This is a genomic window from Arenibacter lacus (assembly GCF_008711145.1).
Lineage (GTDB): Bacteria > Bacteroidota > Bacteroidia > Flavobacteriales > Flavobacteriaceae > Arenibacter > Arenibacter amylolyticus.
Genome location: NZ_VVIN01000064.1, coordinates 1 through 17,643, shown reverse-complemented (window position 1 = coordinate 17,643; position 17,643 = coordinate 1). Strand labels below are relative to the sequence as shown.

Genomic DNA, 17,643 nt, shown 5'->3' with positions numbered 1-17,643 from the left:
GGATCACTACAGATAAGGGGCCAAAATACACCAGCTGCCTCCAGGTATAACCCATGCCCTGGCCTTAATACTTCAGGGATGCCGTTCCCGCCTTTATCAACCATAACTTGCCTTAAATTGAACTGCCTACTGAAGACTACTGATTACCGATTTCTGTTTACTGATGACTGTAGTAGCTTGTGACTTTTTTTTGACTTCTTTTCTAGGAACTCAATAGGTGCTAGAAAGATATAGGAGTAAAGAAACAATAAGGAGGAAAGAAAGTTACTAGGGAAATACTAAAAGGGCCCTTATTAAATTCACAAGAGCCCATTCGGCTATTATTTGCTTACAATAATAAATCTGCTACTTCCAGCCAATTGTTTGCACGTTCATAACCTGTAGTGTGCACGTTATGGGGAGAAGTAAATAAAATTTTGCGTCCCTCAAAGGAAGCAAGGTTGTAAGAACGGTCATCAATAAGAATATCCCCTCTTAAAATGTGTTTGTGACCACAAAGGATTCTGTTTTTCCAATGGATAAATGGAAAGTGTTCATCTAACCAATCGCTTTTTTCCCTTAGGGAATTTGGAAACTCCATAGCCGCCGATGCTACATACAGATCGTATTTTTTAGACAATTGTTTTAATATTTCCTGACTGTCCTTAATAGGTTTTAACGCTCTAAAGAATCCATCGGTACGAGCGTGGTTTTTAACCACATGCTTTCTTTCTTCAGGAACGGATTGCCATACTTCCTTTCCTAAACAGTGATCTACATGAAGGCTTTCATTATATCTCTTATTGTAAAGTTTAATGTGTTCGTTATAGGTATCCGCAAATACCTCGTCCATATCCACAAAAAGTATCTTCATTTTAAATGATTAAATTAATAGCGAAAATAACGAATTTAGGGTTAAGGAGGGTACTTTATAGTTTCTAGACTATATTGGTGTCTGATGGTATTTAAATGATAACCGATATGGGGTCTGTATTCTAGTTATTTATCTTTGTTACCTATAAAAGTGGCCTTATTTTATTAGTTTCCTTGTATTAAGTTAGCTTAGAGTGAATAGAATACTAGAAACGCATTTGGAACTATTCATATTTCCCAGAATTTCCATTTATAAATAAAAAGAGGGTTATATTTTGGTACTGTGCTTTGTTTTCATCCTAGTCGTAGTTATTTCTCACCTTAAATAGTTCATAAATTTCTATGAAAGTTTTATTGATACCAGACAAGTTTAAGGGCTCTTTAACCGCAAGGCAGGTGGTGGGGGCCTTCTCTTATGGAATACGCAGATTTAACACTAAATCTACCATATTTAAGGTATTCGCTTCTGATGGGGGCGATGGTTTTTTGGATGCCATAGAGCATTATATTTCCGTGGAGAGGGTAGAAGTAGATACCATAGATCCCCTTGGGAGACCCTTAAAGTCCTATTATTTAATCGATAAAAAGAATGATACCGCGTATATAGAATTGGCCAAAGCTTCTGGCTTGGAACTTCTTTCCCAGTCCGAATTAAAAATTATGGAAGCCTCTACCCTGGGATCTGGAATTCAGATTATGGATGCCATTAACAACGGGGCCAAAAACCTTGTGGTGGGTTTGGGCGGAAGTGCTACCAATGATGGTGGCATTGGTATTGCTCATGCTCTGGGGTTCCGTTTTCTCGATAATAAAGGAAATGAACTGGAGCCTAAGGGAAAAAACTTAATCCATATTGCCCAGATAGTTAAAATGGATGGCTCCCTTTGGCATAACAAGGCTTTTATGGCGGTGAATGATGTTAGCAATCCGTTGGTTGGCCAGGAAGGAGCGTCAACTATATACGGCCCGCAAAAAGGAGCTAATAGGGAGCAGGTGCAGGCCTTGGACGAAGGGCTGAGGAATTTAGCAGAACGAGCTAAGGAAACATTGGGTAGAGACTATGCACTTCTGCCAGGGACAGGTGCTGCTGGGGGAGCGGCCTTTGGTCTAAAATCTTTTTTTAATGCCGATTTTGTAAGTGGGGTTGACTTTATTTTTCAATTGGCGGAACTCCCAGAAATCTTTAAAAATAACCGTATTGATTACATTATAACAGGAGAGGGGAAGATAGATGCACAAACACTTCAAGGGAAATTGATAAAAGGAGTGATGGAACTCGGAAGAAAATATCAAGTTCCAGTAATCGCAGTCTGTGGAAAACTAGAAGTTGATTCCCAAGAGATGAAACAACATGGATTGTTGGAGGTATTGGAAATTGGGAAAGACGCAAGCTCCCTGCAATATAGCATGGACAATGCAGCAGAATTAATAGAAAACGCCATTTATAATTACTTTGAGAATTTAAGGCGTTAGTAATATTGATCTATGTAAGAGCGTTTATAATAGAGGAGCATGTTGGATGCTCGTTATTCCTTTTTTCCCTTATTAAATAATGCATCCATGATTGTTTTAATTCCATAGAAGCCCAGACTAATGGCACCAATGGCCAATATGAGGCCTACTATCAATACGGGCCAGTATAAGGGGTGTCCCTCGTTTTTAAAAGCTTGGTAGATTACTACGGGAGCGGTAAACATTAGTAATACGGTATAGGCTAAATATTTTATTCCTTTCACCAAAATATCTTTATTGGTTCTCATGCGTATGTGTTTAAATTTTATAAAGTCAACCTAGTTTACATCCTATTTATTAATAACTATGGTCTTGGAGAAGGTTTGGCACACTGCAAAGTATCCCAATGCAAAACCGTCGGTAATTGGCATACTGCTATTCAATTGGTCCATTTTATCCATATTAACTATATTCCCCCTAACGGTGGTAGCGGGAGTACTAAAGGGACCGGTATCTGAGCCGCTTTGATGTATCAGCTGATTCATATAATTGAAAAAATCTTCATCGATTCCTAATAAACTAATGTTCAGTTCTTCTTGATCCTGTAAACGTTTGTCATAAAAGTAAGAGAACTCAAAATGTTGTCCCTGATAAAATTCATCTTCGGTTACGAGATACTCCCCAAAATTAAAGTCGAATAGATAGAAATCATTTCTTTCTCCGTTGTCTGTAAAATTAATCAAAACTTCGGTCTCATCCTCCCCAAAAAGAGTTCCCATTCCCTGTCTAAGCGAATCTATTGGTACTGCTGGAACAAACTGGGTACGTCCCAAATAACGTTCCCCCTTGTGATTTAGTTGTAGCTCCAAGTCCCCATTGAGAAGGAACTCGGTCTCCCATTCGTTTTCATAAACTCCTGATCCTTCCGGATTTTCGGATAATTCTATAAAACTGTTTTTTGTGGTGTTTAAAATTCTAACTTGGGATAATTTTGCCGGTTGTACCGTATCATAAAAAGAACTACTTAGAGTGGCTTTGATCCGTACTGGTGTTTTAGGTTGATTTATATTGTTAATTCTAAGCACAGCATCTATTACCAACCTGGGATCTTCCGATGGAAGCGTTACCTCAATTACGTCTTCACAGCCAATCAACAACAAAATAAAAATGGAAAATAAGAGTCGTTTCATCGCATTAGAATTTAAAATTGTAGGTTACCGCAGGAACCACCCCAAAGATAGAGGTTCTTACGGCTTCGTTGGCTCCGGTATCAGAATTCCTGGAAAAGCTTATAGAAGCCGCATTTTTTCTATTGTAGAGGTTATAGATGCTAAAAACCCATTCGGATTTTAATTTTCGTTGTTTATTCTTCCTTGGAGATAGTGTGGCCGAAACATCCACCCTGTGATAGGCAGGGAGACGCTCCCTGTTTCTAGGTCCGTAGTAGGGCACGGTTAGATCCTGAAATTGATATTGCCCTATGGGATAATTGGTGGGTTGGCCTGTCTGGTACACAAAGTTGCTATTAAAGCTCCAGGTATCGTTTAATTGAAAATTGGTGTATATGGAGATATCATGGGTTTTGTCATAGGGAGTGCTGTACCATAGTCCATCGTTAATGCCAGTTTCTATAGAAGATCTTCCAGGGGTACGCTGCTCGGATTTAGACAAAGTGTATGCTAACCAACCTTGCCATCTACCTTGATTTTTTTTAGCCAGAATTTCCAACCCATAGGCCCTAGCCTCCCCATTTAGGATGACCTGTTCTATGGCGTCGTTTGCAATGAGGTTGGCACCGTCAATATAATCTATTCTGTTCTTTATCTTTTTATGGAATAGCTCTGTCTCTAGGGAGTAATTACCCTTGTTTATATTTTTAAAATAACCCACCGCAAATTGATCTAGTAGTTGTGGTTTTACAAAGGGGCCACTAGGGGTCCATACATCTAGGGGAGTGGGGGAGTTGGTGTTAGAGAGTAAGTGTAGGTATTGTGCCAACCTAGTATAACTCGCCTTTACGGAATTATCATCATTAAAAATATAGGATAGTGCCAGTCTTGGTTCCCAATTGGAAAATGAGGCCAATTTTTCGCTTCGCTTTGGATAGCGTACAGAAACCGGTTCTGCCGACTTATACAAGTGTAATTCAGAATCATAAATAACGGGATTGTTATTCTCGTACTCATTTAATTCCTCTTGCCCCAATCGGGTAAAATTACTGAACCTTAGCCCGTATTGTAAGCTTAAATTCTGCGATAATTCTTGTTCAATATCCACATAGAAGGCTAATTCATTGGCATATTTCTGAATTAATTGATCTTCTACGATACCTGAGGAAGGTCTGTTTGGAGCTATTTTTCCTGGATTGAATGTATAATAGATATTATTTAAACCATAATTTATCTGTAGGCTATTGCTTAGATAATGCTTAAAATCGTACTTTAAATTCAAATTTTGAATACCGGAGTTCCATTCAAACCCAACAAAATCTAGTTCTAGTCCGTAGTAGTAATCGGAATAGATTAGGGAGAGGTTAGAGAATAGTTGGTCAGTAAATAAATGGTTCCACCTAAAATTCATTACGGCATTACCGTAGGTATTTACAAAGCTATCGCTAATTCTAAACACATCCCTTCCAAAGTACCCGGATAAATAAATATTGTTCTTGTCATTTATCCTAAAGTTTAATTTAGTATTGAGATCATAAAAGTAAGCCGAATTGTCCACCTCAAATAGGGGAAGAAATAAATGGGCGTAGGAAGCCCTGCCTCCTACAAGAAAAGCTGCCCGATCTTTAATGATAGGCCCTTCGACTAACAACCTACTGGCAACGGCCCCTATGCCGCCATTTACCATTACCTCTTTACTATTGCCCTCTTTTTGAAAAATTTCTAGGACAGAAGAGACCCTGCCGCCATATCTAGACGGAATTCCACCTTTAAACAGCTTAAGATCCTTAATGGCATCTGGATTAAAAACAGAGAAAAAACCAAAAAGATGGGACGAATTAAAAATGGTAGCTTCGTCTAGGAGAATTAAATTTTGGTCTACCGAACCTCCGCGAACATTAAATCCTGAAGAACCTTCACCTGCATTGGTAACCCCTGGTAATAGTAAGATGGACTTAATAATGTCCGCTTCCCCTAAGATTACGGGGATGTCCCTAATGGTTTCCACGGACAGTGAATTCACACTCATCTGCGGTTTTCGTATGTTCAGTTTTTCAACATCCTCTGTAACTACCACTTCTTCTAATTGTTCTGCCGCCTCCCTTAATTGAAAGTTTAATCGCTTGTTTTCTGATGTTAGATCTACAGTGCTAACAATCTCCTCATAACCTAAATAACTAAGCCTTATTTCATAGCTGCCCTTTGGAAGCGTAATAGAATAAAAACCATACTCATTGGTAACCACGCCCTTTCCTAAGGAGGGAACGGAAAGGGTTACACCAATTAATGTTTCATTGCTGGATGCTTCAGTAACCGTACCGCTGAGGGTATAACGATTCTGGGAGTAAATACACATTGAAAATAGTAGGAATATGAAGAATGGGGCCCGATGGTTTATCCGCATTAGTTTGGTGGTCTGTTATGTGTTTTTAACCTGCTACTGGCATAAAGCTACGCAATAGTTAAAACAAAAAGACCTTTTCATAGATTGAAAAGGTCTTTAATTCCAGCTTGAGGAAATCTTAAATAGTATCCAAAATACTATTGAGTTTTTGGCTAGGCCTCATGGCTTTACTGATAAGATCTGTCTCTGGCATATAATAACCACCAATTTCCATAGCAGTTCCCTGGGCTTTGTTTAACTCTTCTACTATTTCATTTTCGCTGGCAGCTAACTGCTCTGCGATTGGTGTAAAGTGTGCTTTTAGCTCTTGGTCTTTATTTTGCTCTGCCAAGGCTTGGGCCCAATATAAGGCTAGATAGAAATGGCTACCTCTGTTGTCTAATTCAAATACCTTTCTAGAAGGAGATTTGTCATTAATCAAGAATTGCTCCGTAGCAGCGTCTAAGGTTTCTGCCAACACCAATGCCTTTGGATTATCGTTTTTCTCTCCTAAGTACTCCAAAGAAACACCCAGGGCTAAAAATTCTCCTAAAGAGTCCCATCTTAGGTGTCCTTCATGTAAAAATTGTTCTACGTGCTTCGGAGCAGATCCACCTGCACCTGTTTCAAAAAGCCCTCCTCCGTTCATAAGAGGAACTATGGACAACATTTTAGCACTGGTACCCAATTCCAAGATGGGGAAAAGGTCTGTTAAATAGTCACGCAAAACATTTCCAGTAACCGAGATAGTATCCTGTCCAGCTTTTAAACGCTTTAAAGTATATATAGTAGCGTTTTTAGGACTCATTATCTGTAGATCTAACCCTTCTGTATCGTGATCCTTTAAATATAGGTTCACCTTTTTGATTAATTCCGCATCATGGGCACGGTTTTCATCCAACCAAAATATAGCAGGTACCTTTGTGGCTCTTGCACGGGAAACGGCTAGCTTTACCCAGTCTTGGATAGGAGCATCCTTCACCTGGCACATTCTCCATATGTCACCTTCCTCAACTTCGTGTTGGATAAGGGTTTCACCAGAATTAACGTCCACCACGGCTACCGTACCCTTGGCGTCAATTTCAAAGGTTTTATCGTGGGAACCGTATTCCTCAGCTTTTTGCGCCATAAGTCCCACGTTAGGAACCGTCCCCATAGTAGTAGGGTCAAATGCCCCGTGTTCTTTACAAAAGTTTATGGTCTCAGTATAAATGCTGGCATAACTACTGTCTGGGATTACTGCTTTGGCATCTTGTGCATTTCCTTGAGCGTTCCACATCTTACCAGAATTTCTGATCATGGCAGGCATAGAGGCATCAATAATAACATCGCTGGGGACGTGAAGGTTGGTAATTCCTTTATCAGAATTTACCATGGCCAAATCCGGTCCATTTTCAATGGCCGCTTTAATGTCTTTTTCTATTTCCGTACGCTTAGCTTCCGGTAGCTCCTGTATTTTGCTGAATAAGCTTTCCAGGCCATCATTAGCGTTGACTCCCAAAGAGCTTAAGGTAGCTGCATGTTTGTTAAATACCTCCTCAAAGTAGGCCTTAACAGCGTGACCAAAAATAATGGGGTCGGACACCTTCATCATGGTTGCTTTCATATGCAATGAAAACAATACGCCTTGGTCCTTGGCATCCTTAATTTGTTCTTTAAGGAAGTTTAGCAATGCTTTTTTGCTTAGTACGGTGGCGTCTATGATCTCACCCTTCAACAACGGAAAACCTTTTTTCAAAGTTGTTTTGGTTCCGTCTGTAGAGGTGTGAACTATTGCTACCTCAGTGGCTTCTGTAAGGGTTAGGGATTTTTCGTTAGATTTAAAATCTCCGTGGTCCATGGTAGCAACATGGGCTTTGGAATCGGAGCTCCATGCTCCCATAGAATGTGGATTCTTTTTTGCGTAATTTTTAACGGCACGTGGCGCCCTTCTGTCGGAGTTGCCTTCCCTTAGAACTGGGTTTACAGCACTACCTTTTATTTTGTCGTATCTTGCCTGTATATCCTTTTCCTCATCATTGGATGGTGTGTCTGGATAGTTGGGTAGTTTATAGCCCTTAGCCTGTAACTCGGCAATGGCCTCTTTCAATTGAGGAATAGAGGCACTGATATTTGGAAGCTTTATAATATTGGTGTTGGGCAATTTTGCCAATTTCCCCAATTCTACCAAATCGTCCGAAATCTGTTGATCTTTCTCCAAGTAGTCTGGGAAGGTAGCAATAATCCTTCCAGCAAGGGAAATATCCTTTAAGTCAACTTCTATCCCGGCTGTTTTTGTAAATGCCTTAACTATGGGGAGAAGGGATTGAGTTGCTAATGCAGGGGCTTCGTCTGTTTTGGTATATAAAATTTTTGGCATTTTTAGTTATATTTTTATGTTTAAGCGGAGCAAATATACGATTTTAAAAATGCCAAATAAACTGCTAGAGCCATAATTGGGATTTATGTGGGGAATAAGCGAAAAATTATAAATCCTTCATTATTAAGGTGCATTAAATATAATTTTACAAGATTACAACGATTCAAATATCCAATTTAAGGTGGTGAGTCTAAAATTAGGAGTACGCCGCATGAGAACTTCTCAGTGACCTTGGAGATTAAGATTCAAATAGATACCACTGGCTTGGAAATAAAAGGCTAATTGGATTGTTGAATAACACGGATAGATAGAAAATAATAAAAGCCATATCATTGTAGAATCTACCTTGACATGGCTTTCTAGAAACAGTTTACAAACCTCTTGTTCTGTAATTTTACAAAACGGCAACCATTGATTGCATTTGCGTGGCTGTTTCAACGTTTGAAACACTTTTTTCCATTGAAAAAATCATAGGAACAGCGGTATTTCTCCCATTGTTTAAATAGTTGTTGGTGTGACGGAACAACCTAATTGTAACCATTACTACCTTCAAAGATTTACAAATCCTGAACCCTAATAAAGTAACTTCAGAACTCGGTTTCATATTGTGGTATTGCTACCATTAAACTGAAACAAACAAATGGATAAAGAACGTAAACTTTATATAGCCTTTACCTTTAAAATTCACTAAAGGCTACGATTAAAGATACTACTTTATTGCTTAAAAAACAATTTTTTAAGCAAGTTTAATAATAATTATAAGCGTATTATCAAGACCCTATTTTAACGGTAGATCAAAAAAAAGCGTCCATATAATATATGAACGCTTTTTGTGTATCGGGAAAAAAATGTATTAAGAACGAATTTCCTTAATTCTAGCTTTTCTTCCAGTAAGCTCTCTAAAGTAGAAGATACGTGCTCTACGTACTTTACCTCTTTTGTTTACTTCAATCTTTTGCAATGCAGGCATATGTACAGGGAAGATACGCTCTACACCAATGGTACCGGACATTTTACGAATCGTAAATGTTTCGGTTGCCCCAGATCCTCTTCGTTGTATAACAACTCCTCTAAAAAACTGGGTTCTTGTTTTCTCACCTTCCTTAATTTCAAAGTACACAGTAATTGTGTCACCTGCTGAAAATTTTGGGAAATCTTTTTTCGGAACAAATTCGTTTTCTACAAATTTTACTAACTCTTCCATGGTATATAATTATCAGTTACTTAAGTCAACTTTCACGATTATCGTCAGAGGTTGAATTAATGGAGTGCAAAAATAGTTGAATATTTATAATTTACAAGGGAAAATTCCTTTTTTATCAGGGATTTCTGATTTTTGTTCCGCCTGTAAATGAGTGACTTTGGTTGATGGGGAGAATTAATCAATTTTGTCCTTATAAAATTGGCTTCCGTATGCACCTAGTGGTCCAATAAATCGGGTCTTAGTTTCTTGGTCCTGTCATAGGCCTGATCTTCTCGCCATTTTTCAATTTTAGGGAAATTACCGCTCGTTAACACCTCTGGTACGGTATGCCCTTTGTAATCTGCAGGCCTGGTATACACGGGTGGGGCTAATAAGTTGTCTTGAAAAGTATCCGTAAGGGCAGAGGTCTCATCGGATATGACACCTGGTATGAGTCGTATGATAGAGTCGCATAGCACTGCGGCCCCTAATTCGCCACCAGATAGAACATAATCACCTATAGATATTTCCCTAGTGATAAATAAATCCCGTACACGTTGATCTACCCCTTTATAATGTCCACAAAGAATAATAATGTTTTTGAGGAGGGATAAACTATTGGCAGTTTTTTGGTTTAAAGTAGCACCATCTGGAGTCATATAAATAACCTCATCGTAATCTCGTTCACTTTTTAAGGCCGATATGCATTTGTCTATGGGTTCTATCATCAACACCATTCCTGCGCCACCTCCATATTGATAATCGTCTACTTGATTATAACTTTTATCGGTGTAGTCCCTCAGATTATGTACGTGGACTTCCACTATTTTTTTATCTATTGCCCTTTTTAGGATGGATGCACCAAACGGACTTGTAAGGAGGTCCGGAACCACGGTAATAATATCTATTCGCATAACTGAAGGTAATTTCTTTTGGAGCCAATTAAATACAACGCTGTAAAAGTAGTTAAAACCGTTGGATTATATTCCCAAATTAACTTTTGGTAGAAAGCGGCAGAGCTAAGGTTATTTAATGAAGCCAAAGCATCCCGAGCATGCTTATGGATATGAATAGGAAATTATTGTAGAAGGGTCGATGATGGCAATAAAAAAAAGCTCCGGAGAGGAGCTTTTTTTATTATGATTTCTTGTATTTGTTAATTTCGTCTTGGAGCTGTCTGCTGATTTTTTGTTCGCGTTCTAGTGCTCGTCTTCTATGGTCTTCGTATTCTTTCTCTACTTCAGAAAGCGATTGCTTAGCTTCCTGGGTAAGGATATTACTGTTTCTAAATTTGTAGATAAAGAACAGTAGCAATAACAACAAACTTCCAATAATAGTCCAAAGAATGGCATTATAGGTACCTTTAGAAGTGTTAAAGCCCAAGAAAGACATATTGTCTTTTTCTTCGGTTACAGCGGCTAGGTTATTGGTGGTTTCCTCCAGCTGCTTATTTAGGGACTCAATGGTTTCCTCATGGCTAGCAATGGTAGTGCGAAGTTGTGCCGCACGCTCATTGAATTCGTTGATGGAGTCTGATACATTCTTTCTCAGTTTATTGAGATTTACCTCCTTCACCACTCTATATCTAATGCCCTCTGCCCGGTAAGGTCCTGATTTTGTAGTGAGATACTCAAACTGGGAACTAATGGGGCCGCCGTCTAAGGAAAGTACCTCCTGTTCCTCACCGTCCTGGGCAAGGCTTAGGTTACATGACCATAGGGCCAATACAACAACTAGTATTCTATAAAGTTTCATTAAAATAATTCTTAGTGTTATTAATCCATCCGAGACGGCAAAAATACTTTAATAATCCCAATTATTAAAAAAACAAGATACAATTATAAGTATTACCCCCCCTAATGTACCTGTTGATTCTCTTCCAAAGCCCTAGGTTTACTCTCTTTAATAGTAGGTGTACCTCCTTACTTTTGCAAAATACTTGGCAAGCCGAATCACTTGGTGTGCATATCCAAATTCATTATCGTACCAGATATAAAGAACTAAGTTTTTTCCATCCTCCGAGACAATGGTTGCAGTACTATCATAAATGGCAGGAGCAGAGGTGCCTACTATATCTGTAGATACCAATTCGTTGCTAAGGGAGTATTTAATCTGTTCTACCAAATCCCCTTCCAAGGCATATTTCTTAATAATAGTGTTCAGGGCTTTTTTGGAGGTGCTGTTTTTTATTTCCAAGTTTAGAATGGCCAACGACCCATTGGGAACTGGGACCCGAATGGCGTTGGATGTCAGTTTTCCCGAAAGTTGCGGAATAGCCTTGGCCACCGCCTTTCCGGCACCTGTCTCAGTAATAACCATATTAAGGGCGGCGGCTCTGCCCCTTCTGTATTTGCCGTGCATATTATCCACTAAATTCTGATCATTGGTATAGGCATGGATGGTTTCTATATGGCCTTTTTTAATGCCTAAGGAATCTTCCACCACTTTTAAAATAGGAGTGATGGCATTGGTAGTACAGGATGCGGCAGAAAAAATCTTTGTAGAATCCGGGTCAAATTGATTGTGGTTTACTCCATGCACAATATTGGCTACCTCGCCTTTGCCCGGTGCAGTAAGTAATACTTGGTCACTTCCTGTAGCTTGTAGATGCCTGTTAAGGGAGTCCATGTCCCTATACACTCCAGTATTGTCAATGATTAAGGCGTTGCTAATTCCGTATTGGGTATAATCAATATCCTCGGGCTTGTCGGCGGCAATAATAGGTACTGTGGTCCCATTGATAAATAATGCTTTGGCCTTGTAATCTACCTCTACAGTGCCCATAAACTCCCCATGAATGGAGTCGGTTCGCAATAAGTTGGCCCTTTTCTCCAATATGTCGCCCGTAATGGGGCCACGGGTAACAATGGCCCTTAAGCGCAATTGGTTTCCTTTCCCTGTCTTGGCCATTAACTCCCTAGCTAATAGTCGTCCAATTCTTCCAAAACCGAAAAGAACCACATCCTTAGGGTGAATCTCATCACTGTTATTCGCAGATTGTAATTTATCCAGCACAAAGGCTTTTACATCATTATGGCTATTTTCCTGGGAATGGAATTCATAGGTTAATTTGCCAATATCTAGTTTAGAAGGAGGGAGTGATATATCGTTGATCGCTCGAAGAATCTCTATGGAATCAAAAATAGAGATAGGTTTTTGAACAAACTTTCCTGCATATTCATGCAGATTTATAATGTCGCTTACGTTTTTGTCTATGACCTGATTTTTAAAGAGAACGATCTCAATGGACCGGTCGTACCATAGATCACTGGTGATTTTAATAAATTCTGTGGTTGCCTTCCTTCGGTCCGATTGAAAAGCAAGTTCTTTCTCGTACAAATTGGTTGGGTTCATTTGATGCTATAAATTGAGGTTGTTTTTGGTAAAAGTATATATTTCAAACGTTTTCGTAAAACTTATTGCCAAAAAAAAAGCGCCTTGATCAAGGCGCTTTTTTCAATTCTATTGCTTTTGTGCTAAAATTGGTCGTACAAGTAATTTGTTTAAGGGTTTTGTACTGCCATTATTGTATAATTAACCGTTCTATTTCTCCTTTTTCATTTAACATGGTAATACTGGTTCTTCCATATCGTGTGATTCTGCCAAATTTAACCCTAGCATCCTGAATGTCCTTAATTTCCTCATCTCCGAATGAAATCAATACCTTACCTTCCAAATCATAGGCTCTGAAAGTTTCAGGCACCCCAATGATCTTCACGCCTTTTTTGGTTTTAAAGGTCTTTTTATCCTTATCGGTCAAGTTTTTGATTTCGAAACCGAGTTTTGGGATTACCATGGTTTGTCTCTCTTTTAAGGTAACTGGAACCTCTAACAGTTCCTTATCCCTTTTAATGGATACCAGTAGCTCATCCCCTGGTCTTTTAGAGGATATATAACCGGTGAGATCGGAGTATTTGCGAATATCCACATTGTCTACCCCTACAATAATATCCCCTTCCAGTAATTCGGCATCAAAGGCACCAGAGTCTTCCACAACTTTGGCAATATAGACACCTTCAATCTCGTGAACACCTTTTTCCACAGCGTATGGACTATTAATGGGGATGGTCTCTATGCCTAATATTCCTTTCTGTACATTACCGTACTCCATTATATCTTCTACCACTTTCTTGGCTATATTGCTAGGTACTGCAAAGGAATAGCCAACATAGGATCCGGTTTGCGAGGTAATGGCGGTATTTATTCCAATTAAATCCCCGTTGGTGTTTACCAATGCACCACCACTATTTCCAGGGTTAACGGCAGCATCTGTTTGTATAAAGGATTGGTCTAAGGAGGCAAGGGCACGTGCCTTGGCACTTACAATACCAGCGGTTACCGTAGAGGTTAGGTTAAACGGATTTCCTACCGCTAGTACCCACTCTCCAACCTTGGTCTCGTCCGAATTGCCAAATGCCAGGTAGGGCAGGAGTCTCTTGGTTTTTATCTTGATTAACGCGATGTCCGAATTGGGGTCCGTTCCAATTACCTCGGCTTCATAGGTTTTATTGTTGTTTAGGGTTACTTGTAACTGATCCGAATTAGCAATAACATGGTTGTTGGTTACAATATAGCCGTCTGGGGATATAATTACCCCAGAGCCGGTACCAACCTGTGGTCTTTGATTACGTCCGTATCCATAGAACCATTCCCTTAAGGTGGCGGGACCCTGACTCATAGTTACGTTTTTTACATGTACTACGGCATGGACGGTTTTCTCTGCAGCAGTAGTGAAATCCACTTCATTGATTCCCGCACCCCTAGCTGAGGTTGGGGTAAAACTAGTAGTCACTAAATTTGTGCCATTATCTTGGGTGACGATGGTATAACCCGGTTTTTCCAAAAATAGTTTATAAGTACCCAAAGTGATGGCACCAGCAAAAACAGCAACTAGTAGTAAACTTCCAATTTTCTTCATAAATTCATCGCTTTTTTTGATTAACTCCAGTAAAATTAACATAATTAAAGGTGTATAAATTGGGTTTAACGACTTTTTAACTGCTAATTAAACCTTAATAAAATTATATCTTTGCAATATAATTTGAGATATGCTATTAAACTTTTACAAGTACCAAGGAACGGGAAACGATTTTGTGATTATAGATAATAGGGATCTTTCTTTTCCTAAAAACAAGACCCAATTGGTTTCCTTTTTATGTGATAGAAAATTTGGTGTAGGTGCAGACGGACTTATACTTTTAGAAAACGACGAGGCTACCGATTTTAAGATGGTTTATTATAACTCGGATGGGAATCAGAGTACCATGTGCGGCAACGGCGGAAGATGTATTGTGGCCTTTGCGAAGCATTTGGAGTTAATTTCGGATGAAACTTCTTTTGAAGCGGTAGACGGACTTCATAAAGCTAAAATAGAGGGCAACGTAGTAAGTCTGCAAATGCAAGACGTAGATAGCATAATAGAGAAGTCTAATTCCCTTTTCTTAAATACGGGTTCTCCCCATCACGTGCAAGCTGTGACCGATGTGAAAAATTTTGATGTCCGGAAGGAAGGAGAACGTTTAAGGTACGGTGTCTATGGCAAAGAGGGAAGTAATATAAACTTTGTGCAAAAGATAGCAGAGAATTCCTTTTATGTACGGACCTATGAAAGGGGAGTAGAGGATGAGACCTTGTCATGTGGGACTGGTGTAACAGCCGTTGCTTTGGCAATGCATCACGCTGGACAAGCCAATAAGGATGCCGTGTCTATAACAACGCCTGGGGGGCAACTTAAAGTCCATTTTACAAAGAGTGAGACTAAGGAGGGGTATAATGAAATATGGCTGACCGGTGCAGCGCAACTTGTCTTTAAAGGTGAAATAGATGTTGAAGCTTAAAGGGGAACATATATTTTTAAGGGCCTTGGAGCCCGAAGATTTGGATTTTCTATACCAACTGGAGAATAATCCGGAGATATGGGAAATTAGTGGCACCACTACACCCTATTCCAGGCATATCCTTAGGTATTATTTAGATAATGCGCATAAGGATATCTATGAGGTGAAGCAATTGCGTCTCTGTATATGTAACCCTAAGGGGGTTGTGATAGGCTTAATTGACTTGTTCGATTTTGATCCCCAAAACCTACGGGTGGGAATGGGAATTATTGTGAGCGACAAAGCGCAAAGGAACAAAGGGGTAGGAGCAGAGGCTATAGAGATTTTGTGTAATTACGTGTTTTCGGTTCTAGGTCTCAGGCAGGTCTATGCCAACGTGTTAGAGGGCAATGAGCCCAGTATTCACCTATTCACCAAATTGGGCTTTAAACAAGTAGGGGTTAAAAAGGATTGGATCAAATCTAATGGTCAGTTCAAGAATGAAATTCTTTTTCAAAAAATAAACAAGGGGGAATGAAAATAAAACGTGTTGTGTTAATTGTGGTGGGCTTATGCTTGGTGCTGGCTGCCACCTTCGCCTTTGTGGTATACGGCATTTTCTTTAAACCCAATACCAAATTTCAGGAAGAAACTACCTATGTCCATATCCCTACCAATGCCAGTTTTGATGAGGTAGTTGGTTTGCTAGACCCGCTCTTGGAGAATAAGGGGAAATTTGTAACCGCAGCCAAGAGGAAAGGCTATAGCGATTATTTTAAATCTGGTAGATATGCCATTAAGAAGGGGATGAACAATAATGAAATTATCAATTCCTTACGGAGTAAGAATCTACCGGTTAAACTTTCTTTTAATAATCAGGAAACCTTGGCAGATTTGGCGGGAAGGGTCTCCTTGCAAATAGAAGCCGATAGCTTAAGCTTGTTGGAAGCGTTTAAGGATACGGATTTTTTAAAGTCCAACGGCTTTAATGAGGATACCGCACTTTCTATGTACGTCCCCAATAGCTATGAGTTTTTTTGGAATACTTCTGCAGAGGGCTTTAGAGAAAGGATGTTAAAGGAGCATGGTAGGTTTTGGAATGAAAACCGATTGGCCAAGGCTAAGAAGCTTGGAATGAGTCCGGCTGAGGTGAGTACCTTAGCTTCCATAGTGCATAAGGAAACTGTAAAAGTAGACGAAAGACCAAGAGTGGCTGGTGTGTATCATAACAGACTAAAAAAAGGGATGTTGCTGCAGGCAGATCCAACGGTGATATATGCCATAAAGAAACATACTGGTAATTTTGATACCATTATTAAAAGAGTACTTTATAGGGATCTGGAGTTAGATTCGCCCTATAATACTTATAGGAAGGCAGGTTTGCCACCAGGGCCCATTGCGATGCCGGATATCTCTGCCATTGATGCCGTACTAGCGCCCGAAAAACACGACTACTACTATTTTGTGGCTAATGTGGAAAATTTCGGTTATCATAAATTTGCCAAAACTTTGGCACAACACAACCGGAATAAGGTGCAGTATGTCCGATGGATAAATGCTCAGAAAATTAAAAGATAGGTTGCTTAACCAGATTTAATGGTCGTTTATCGGGTAATAATACGCGTATATCAAAAGTTACGTTAAAATTGGCTTCGGTAATGGAAAACGGTTTTATATTTGCGGCGTGAAATTTAAGCAAACACATTTTTCACGTGTTGTAAGTCTTAAGAAAACCAAAATATGAGAAAGTGGACAAGTTATTTGTTCCCCGTTGTCATGATCTTTATACTAGTTAGCTTTGGTCCTAAACAGGTAAATGTTTCGGTACCGGAAGCTTTAAGAGTGACAGAACCTACTGAAGTTTTATTTCCCAATCACAAAATCGTTTTAAAAAAGCCTATTGCTACTCCACCCTTTTTGGGTACCTCCTATAACGGGTTTAAGGAGGCCTTAGCGTTCAAAGAATCTCAAGGAAATTATTTTACGACCAATGCCTTTGGATATCTTGGAAAATACCAGTTTGGTATTGGAACTTTGGAGTTGTTAGGAGTTTATAATGCGACTTTGTTTTTGAATGATCCTATATTGCAGGAAAAGGTTTTTCAAACCAATTTATCCAGGAATAAGTGGATCTTAAGAAGGGATATAAAGCGCTTTGTAGGTAAGGAAATCAACGGTCAGGAAATTACCGAATCCGGTATACTGGCTGCTGCACACCTTGCGGGAGCAGGTAATGTTAAAAAATACCTTCGTTCGTACGGTAAAAATAATGTAAATGATAGTTTCGGATCTTCTGTAGCTTATTACATGAAGAGGTTTTCAGGATATGATATCTCTAATGTAATTCCAATTAGGAATCCGAAGATCTAGATTTTAAGTGGTTAAATTAAAATGTGAAAGCTTCAACCTTTGTGTTGAAGCTTTTTTTA

The 17,643-nt window shown here is 39.3% G+C and carries 15 protein-coding genes; 5 read left to right on the top strand and 10 right to left on the bottom strand.

The features are described from left to right. Window positions 1-328: 328 nt before the first annotated feature. Window positions 329-853 carry a 5' nucleotidase, NT5C type gene (locus F1E73_RS14530; RefSeq protein WP_150452305.1) on the bottom strand — a complete coding sequence of 175 codons (525 nt, stop codon included), beginning with the start codon at window positions 851-853 and terminating at the stop codon, window positions 329-331. Window positions 854-1,194: 341 nt separating this feature from the next. Here F1E73_RS14530 and F1E73_RS14525 point away from each other — a divergent pair, with 341 nt between their 5' ends. After that, window positions 1,195-2,325 (top strand): glycerate kinase, encoded by a 1,131-nt coding sequence (locus F1E73_RS14525; protein WP_150452304.1) that lies wholly within the window; start codon window positions 1,195-1,197, stop codon window positions 2,323-2,325. Window positions 2,326-2,378: 53 nt separating this feature from the next. Here the strand turns inward: F1E73_RS14525 and F1E73_RS14520 are convergent, their stop codons facing one another. The 9 genes from F1E73_RS14520 to F1E73_RS14480 all read right to left on the bottom strand — a co-directional run bounded on the left by F1E73_RS14520 (window position 2,379) and on the right by F1E73_RS14480 (window position 14,316). Beyond that, entirely contained in the window at window positions 2,379-2,612 is a 234-nt protein-coding gene (locus tag F1E73_RS14520; RefSeq protein WP_086477919.1) for a DUF6095 family protein, read from the bottom strand. 42 nt (window positions 2,613-2,654) lie between these two features. After that, complete coding sequence (locus tag F1E73_RS14515; RefSeq protein WP_150452303.1) at window positions 2,655-3,494, bottom strand: DUF4249 family protein; 840 nt, start codon at window positions 3,492-3,494, stop codon at window positions 2,655-2,657. Window positions 3,495-3,498: 4 nt separating this feature from the next. Next, window positions 3,499-5,829 carry a TonB-dependent receptor gene (locus tag F1E73_RS14510; protein ID WP_223883447.1) on the bottom strand — a complete coding sequence of 777 codons (2,331 nt, stop codon included), beginning with the start codon at window positions 5,827-5,829 and terminating at the stop codon, window positions 3,499-3,501. Window positions 5,830-5,995: 166 nt separating this feature from the next. After that, window positions 5,996-8,215: an NADP-dependent isocitrate dehydrogenase gene (locus tag F1E73_RS14505; protein ID WP_086477917.1), complete on the bottom strand. Its 2,220-nt coding sequence runs from the start codon at window positions 8,213-8,215 to the stop codon at window positions 5,996-5,998. 853 nt (window positions 8,216-9,068) lie between these two features. Beyond that, window positions 9,069-9,419: a 50S ribosomal protein L19 gene (gene rplS, locus F1E73_RS14500; RefSeq protein WP_086477916.1), complete on the bottom strand. Its 351-nt coding sequence runs from the start codon at window positions 9,417-9,419 to the stop codon at window positions 9,069-9,071. Between the two features lie 215 nt (window positions 9,420-9,634). Next, complete coding sequence (gene trmD, locus F1E73_RS14495) at window positions 9,635-10,312, bottom strand: tRNA (guanosine(37)-N1)-methyltransferase TrmD (protein WP_086477915.1); 678 nt, start codon at window positions 10,310-10,312, stop codon at window positions 9,635-9,637. Window positions 10,313-10,535: 223 nt separating this feature from the next. Further along, on the bottom strand, window positions 10,536-11,153 hold the full coding sequence (locus tag F1E73_RS14490; protein ID WP_086477914.1) for a tRNA (guanine-N1)-methyltransferase: 618 nt from the start codon (window positions 11,151-11,153) through the stop codon (window positions 10,536-10,538). A gap of 147 nt (window positions 11,154-11,300) precedes the next feature. Continuing rightward, complete coding sequence (locus tag F1E73_RS14485; protein WP_086477913.1) at window positions 11,301-12,752, bottom strand: glyceraldehyde-3-phosphate dehydrogenase; 1,452 nt, start codon at window positions 12,750-12,752, stop codon at window positions 11,301-11,303. A 169-nt stretch (window positions 12,753-12,921) separates the two neighbouring features. Continuing rightward, window positions 12,922-14,316 carry a S1C family serine protease gene (locus F1E73_RS14480; protein WP_086477922.1) on the bottom strand — a complete coding sequence of 465 codons (1,395 nt, stop codon included), beginning with the start codon at window positions 14,314-14,316 and terminating at the stop codon, window positions 12,922-12,924. Between the two features lie 130 nt (window positions 14,317-14,446). Here F1E73_RS14480 and dapF point away from each other — a divergent pair, with 130 nt between their 5' ends. From dapF to F1E73_RS14460, 4 genes are all read left to right on the top strand, one after another. After that, on the top strand, window positions 14,447-15,235 hold the full coding sequence (dapF, locus tag F1E73_RS14475) for a diaminopimelate epimerase (RefSeq protein WP_150452302.1): 789 nt from the start codon (window positions 14,447-14,449) through the stop codon (window positions 15,233-15,235). After that, window positions 15,222-15,752 carry a GNAT family N-acetyltransferase gene (locus F1E73_RS14470; RefSeq protein WP_086477911.1) on the top strand — a complete coding sequence of 177 codons (531 nt, stop codon included), beginning with the start codon at window positions 15,222-15,224 and terminating at the stop codon, window positions 15,750-15,752. The genes dapF and F1E73_RS14470 overlap by 14 nt, the downstream gene beginning before the upstream one ends. After that, window positions 15,749-16,792 carry an endolytic transglycosylase MltG gene (gene mltG, locus F1E73_RS14465; RefSeq protein WP_086477910.1) on the top strand — a complete coding sequence of 348 codons (1,044 nt, stop codon included), beginning with the start codon at window positions 15,749-15,751 and terminating at the stop codon, window positions 16,790-16,792. The genes F1E73_RS14470 and mltG overlap by 4 nt, the downstream gene beginning before the upstream one ends. A 162-nt stretch (window positions 16,793-16,954) precedes the next feature. Continuing rightward, window positions 16,955-17,584 (top strand): hypothetical protein, encoded by a 630-nt coding sequence (locus F1E73_RS14460; protein ID WP_086477909.1) that lies wholly within the window; start codon window positions 16,955-16,957, stop codon window positions 17,582-17,584. The last annotated feature ends 59 nt before the right edge of the window (window positions 17,585-17,643 follow it).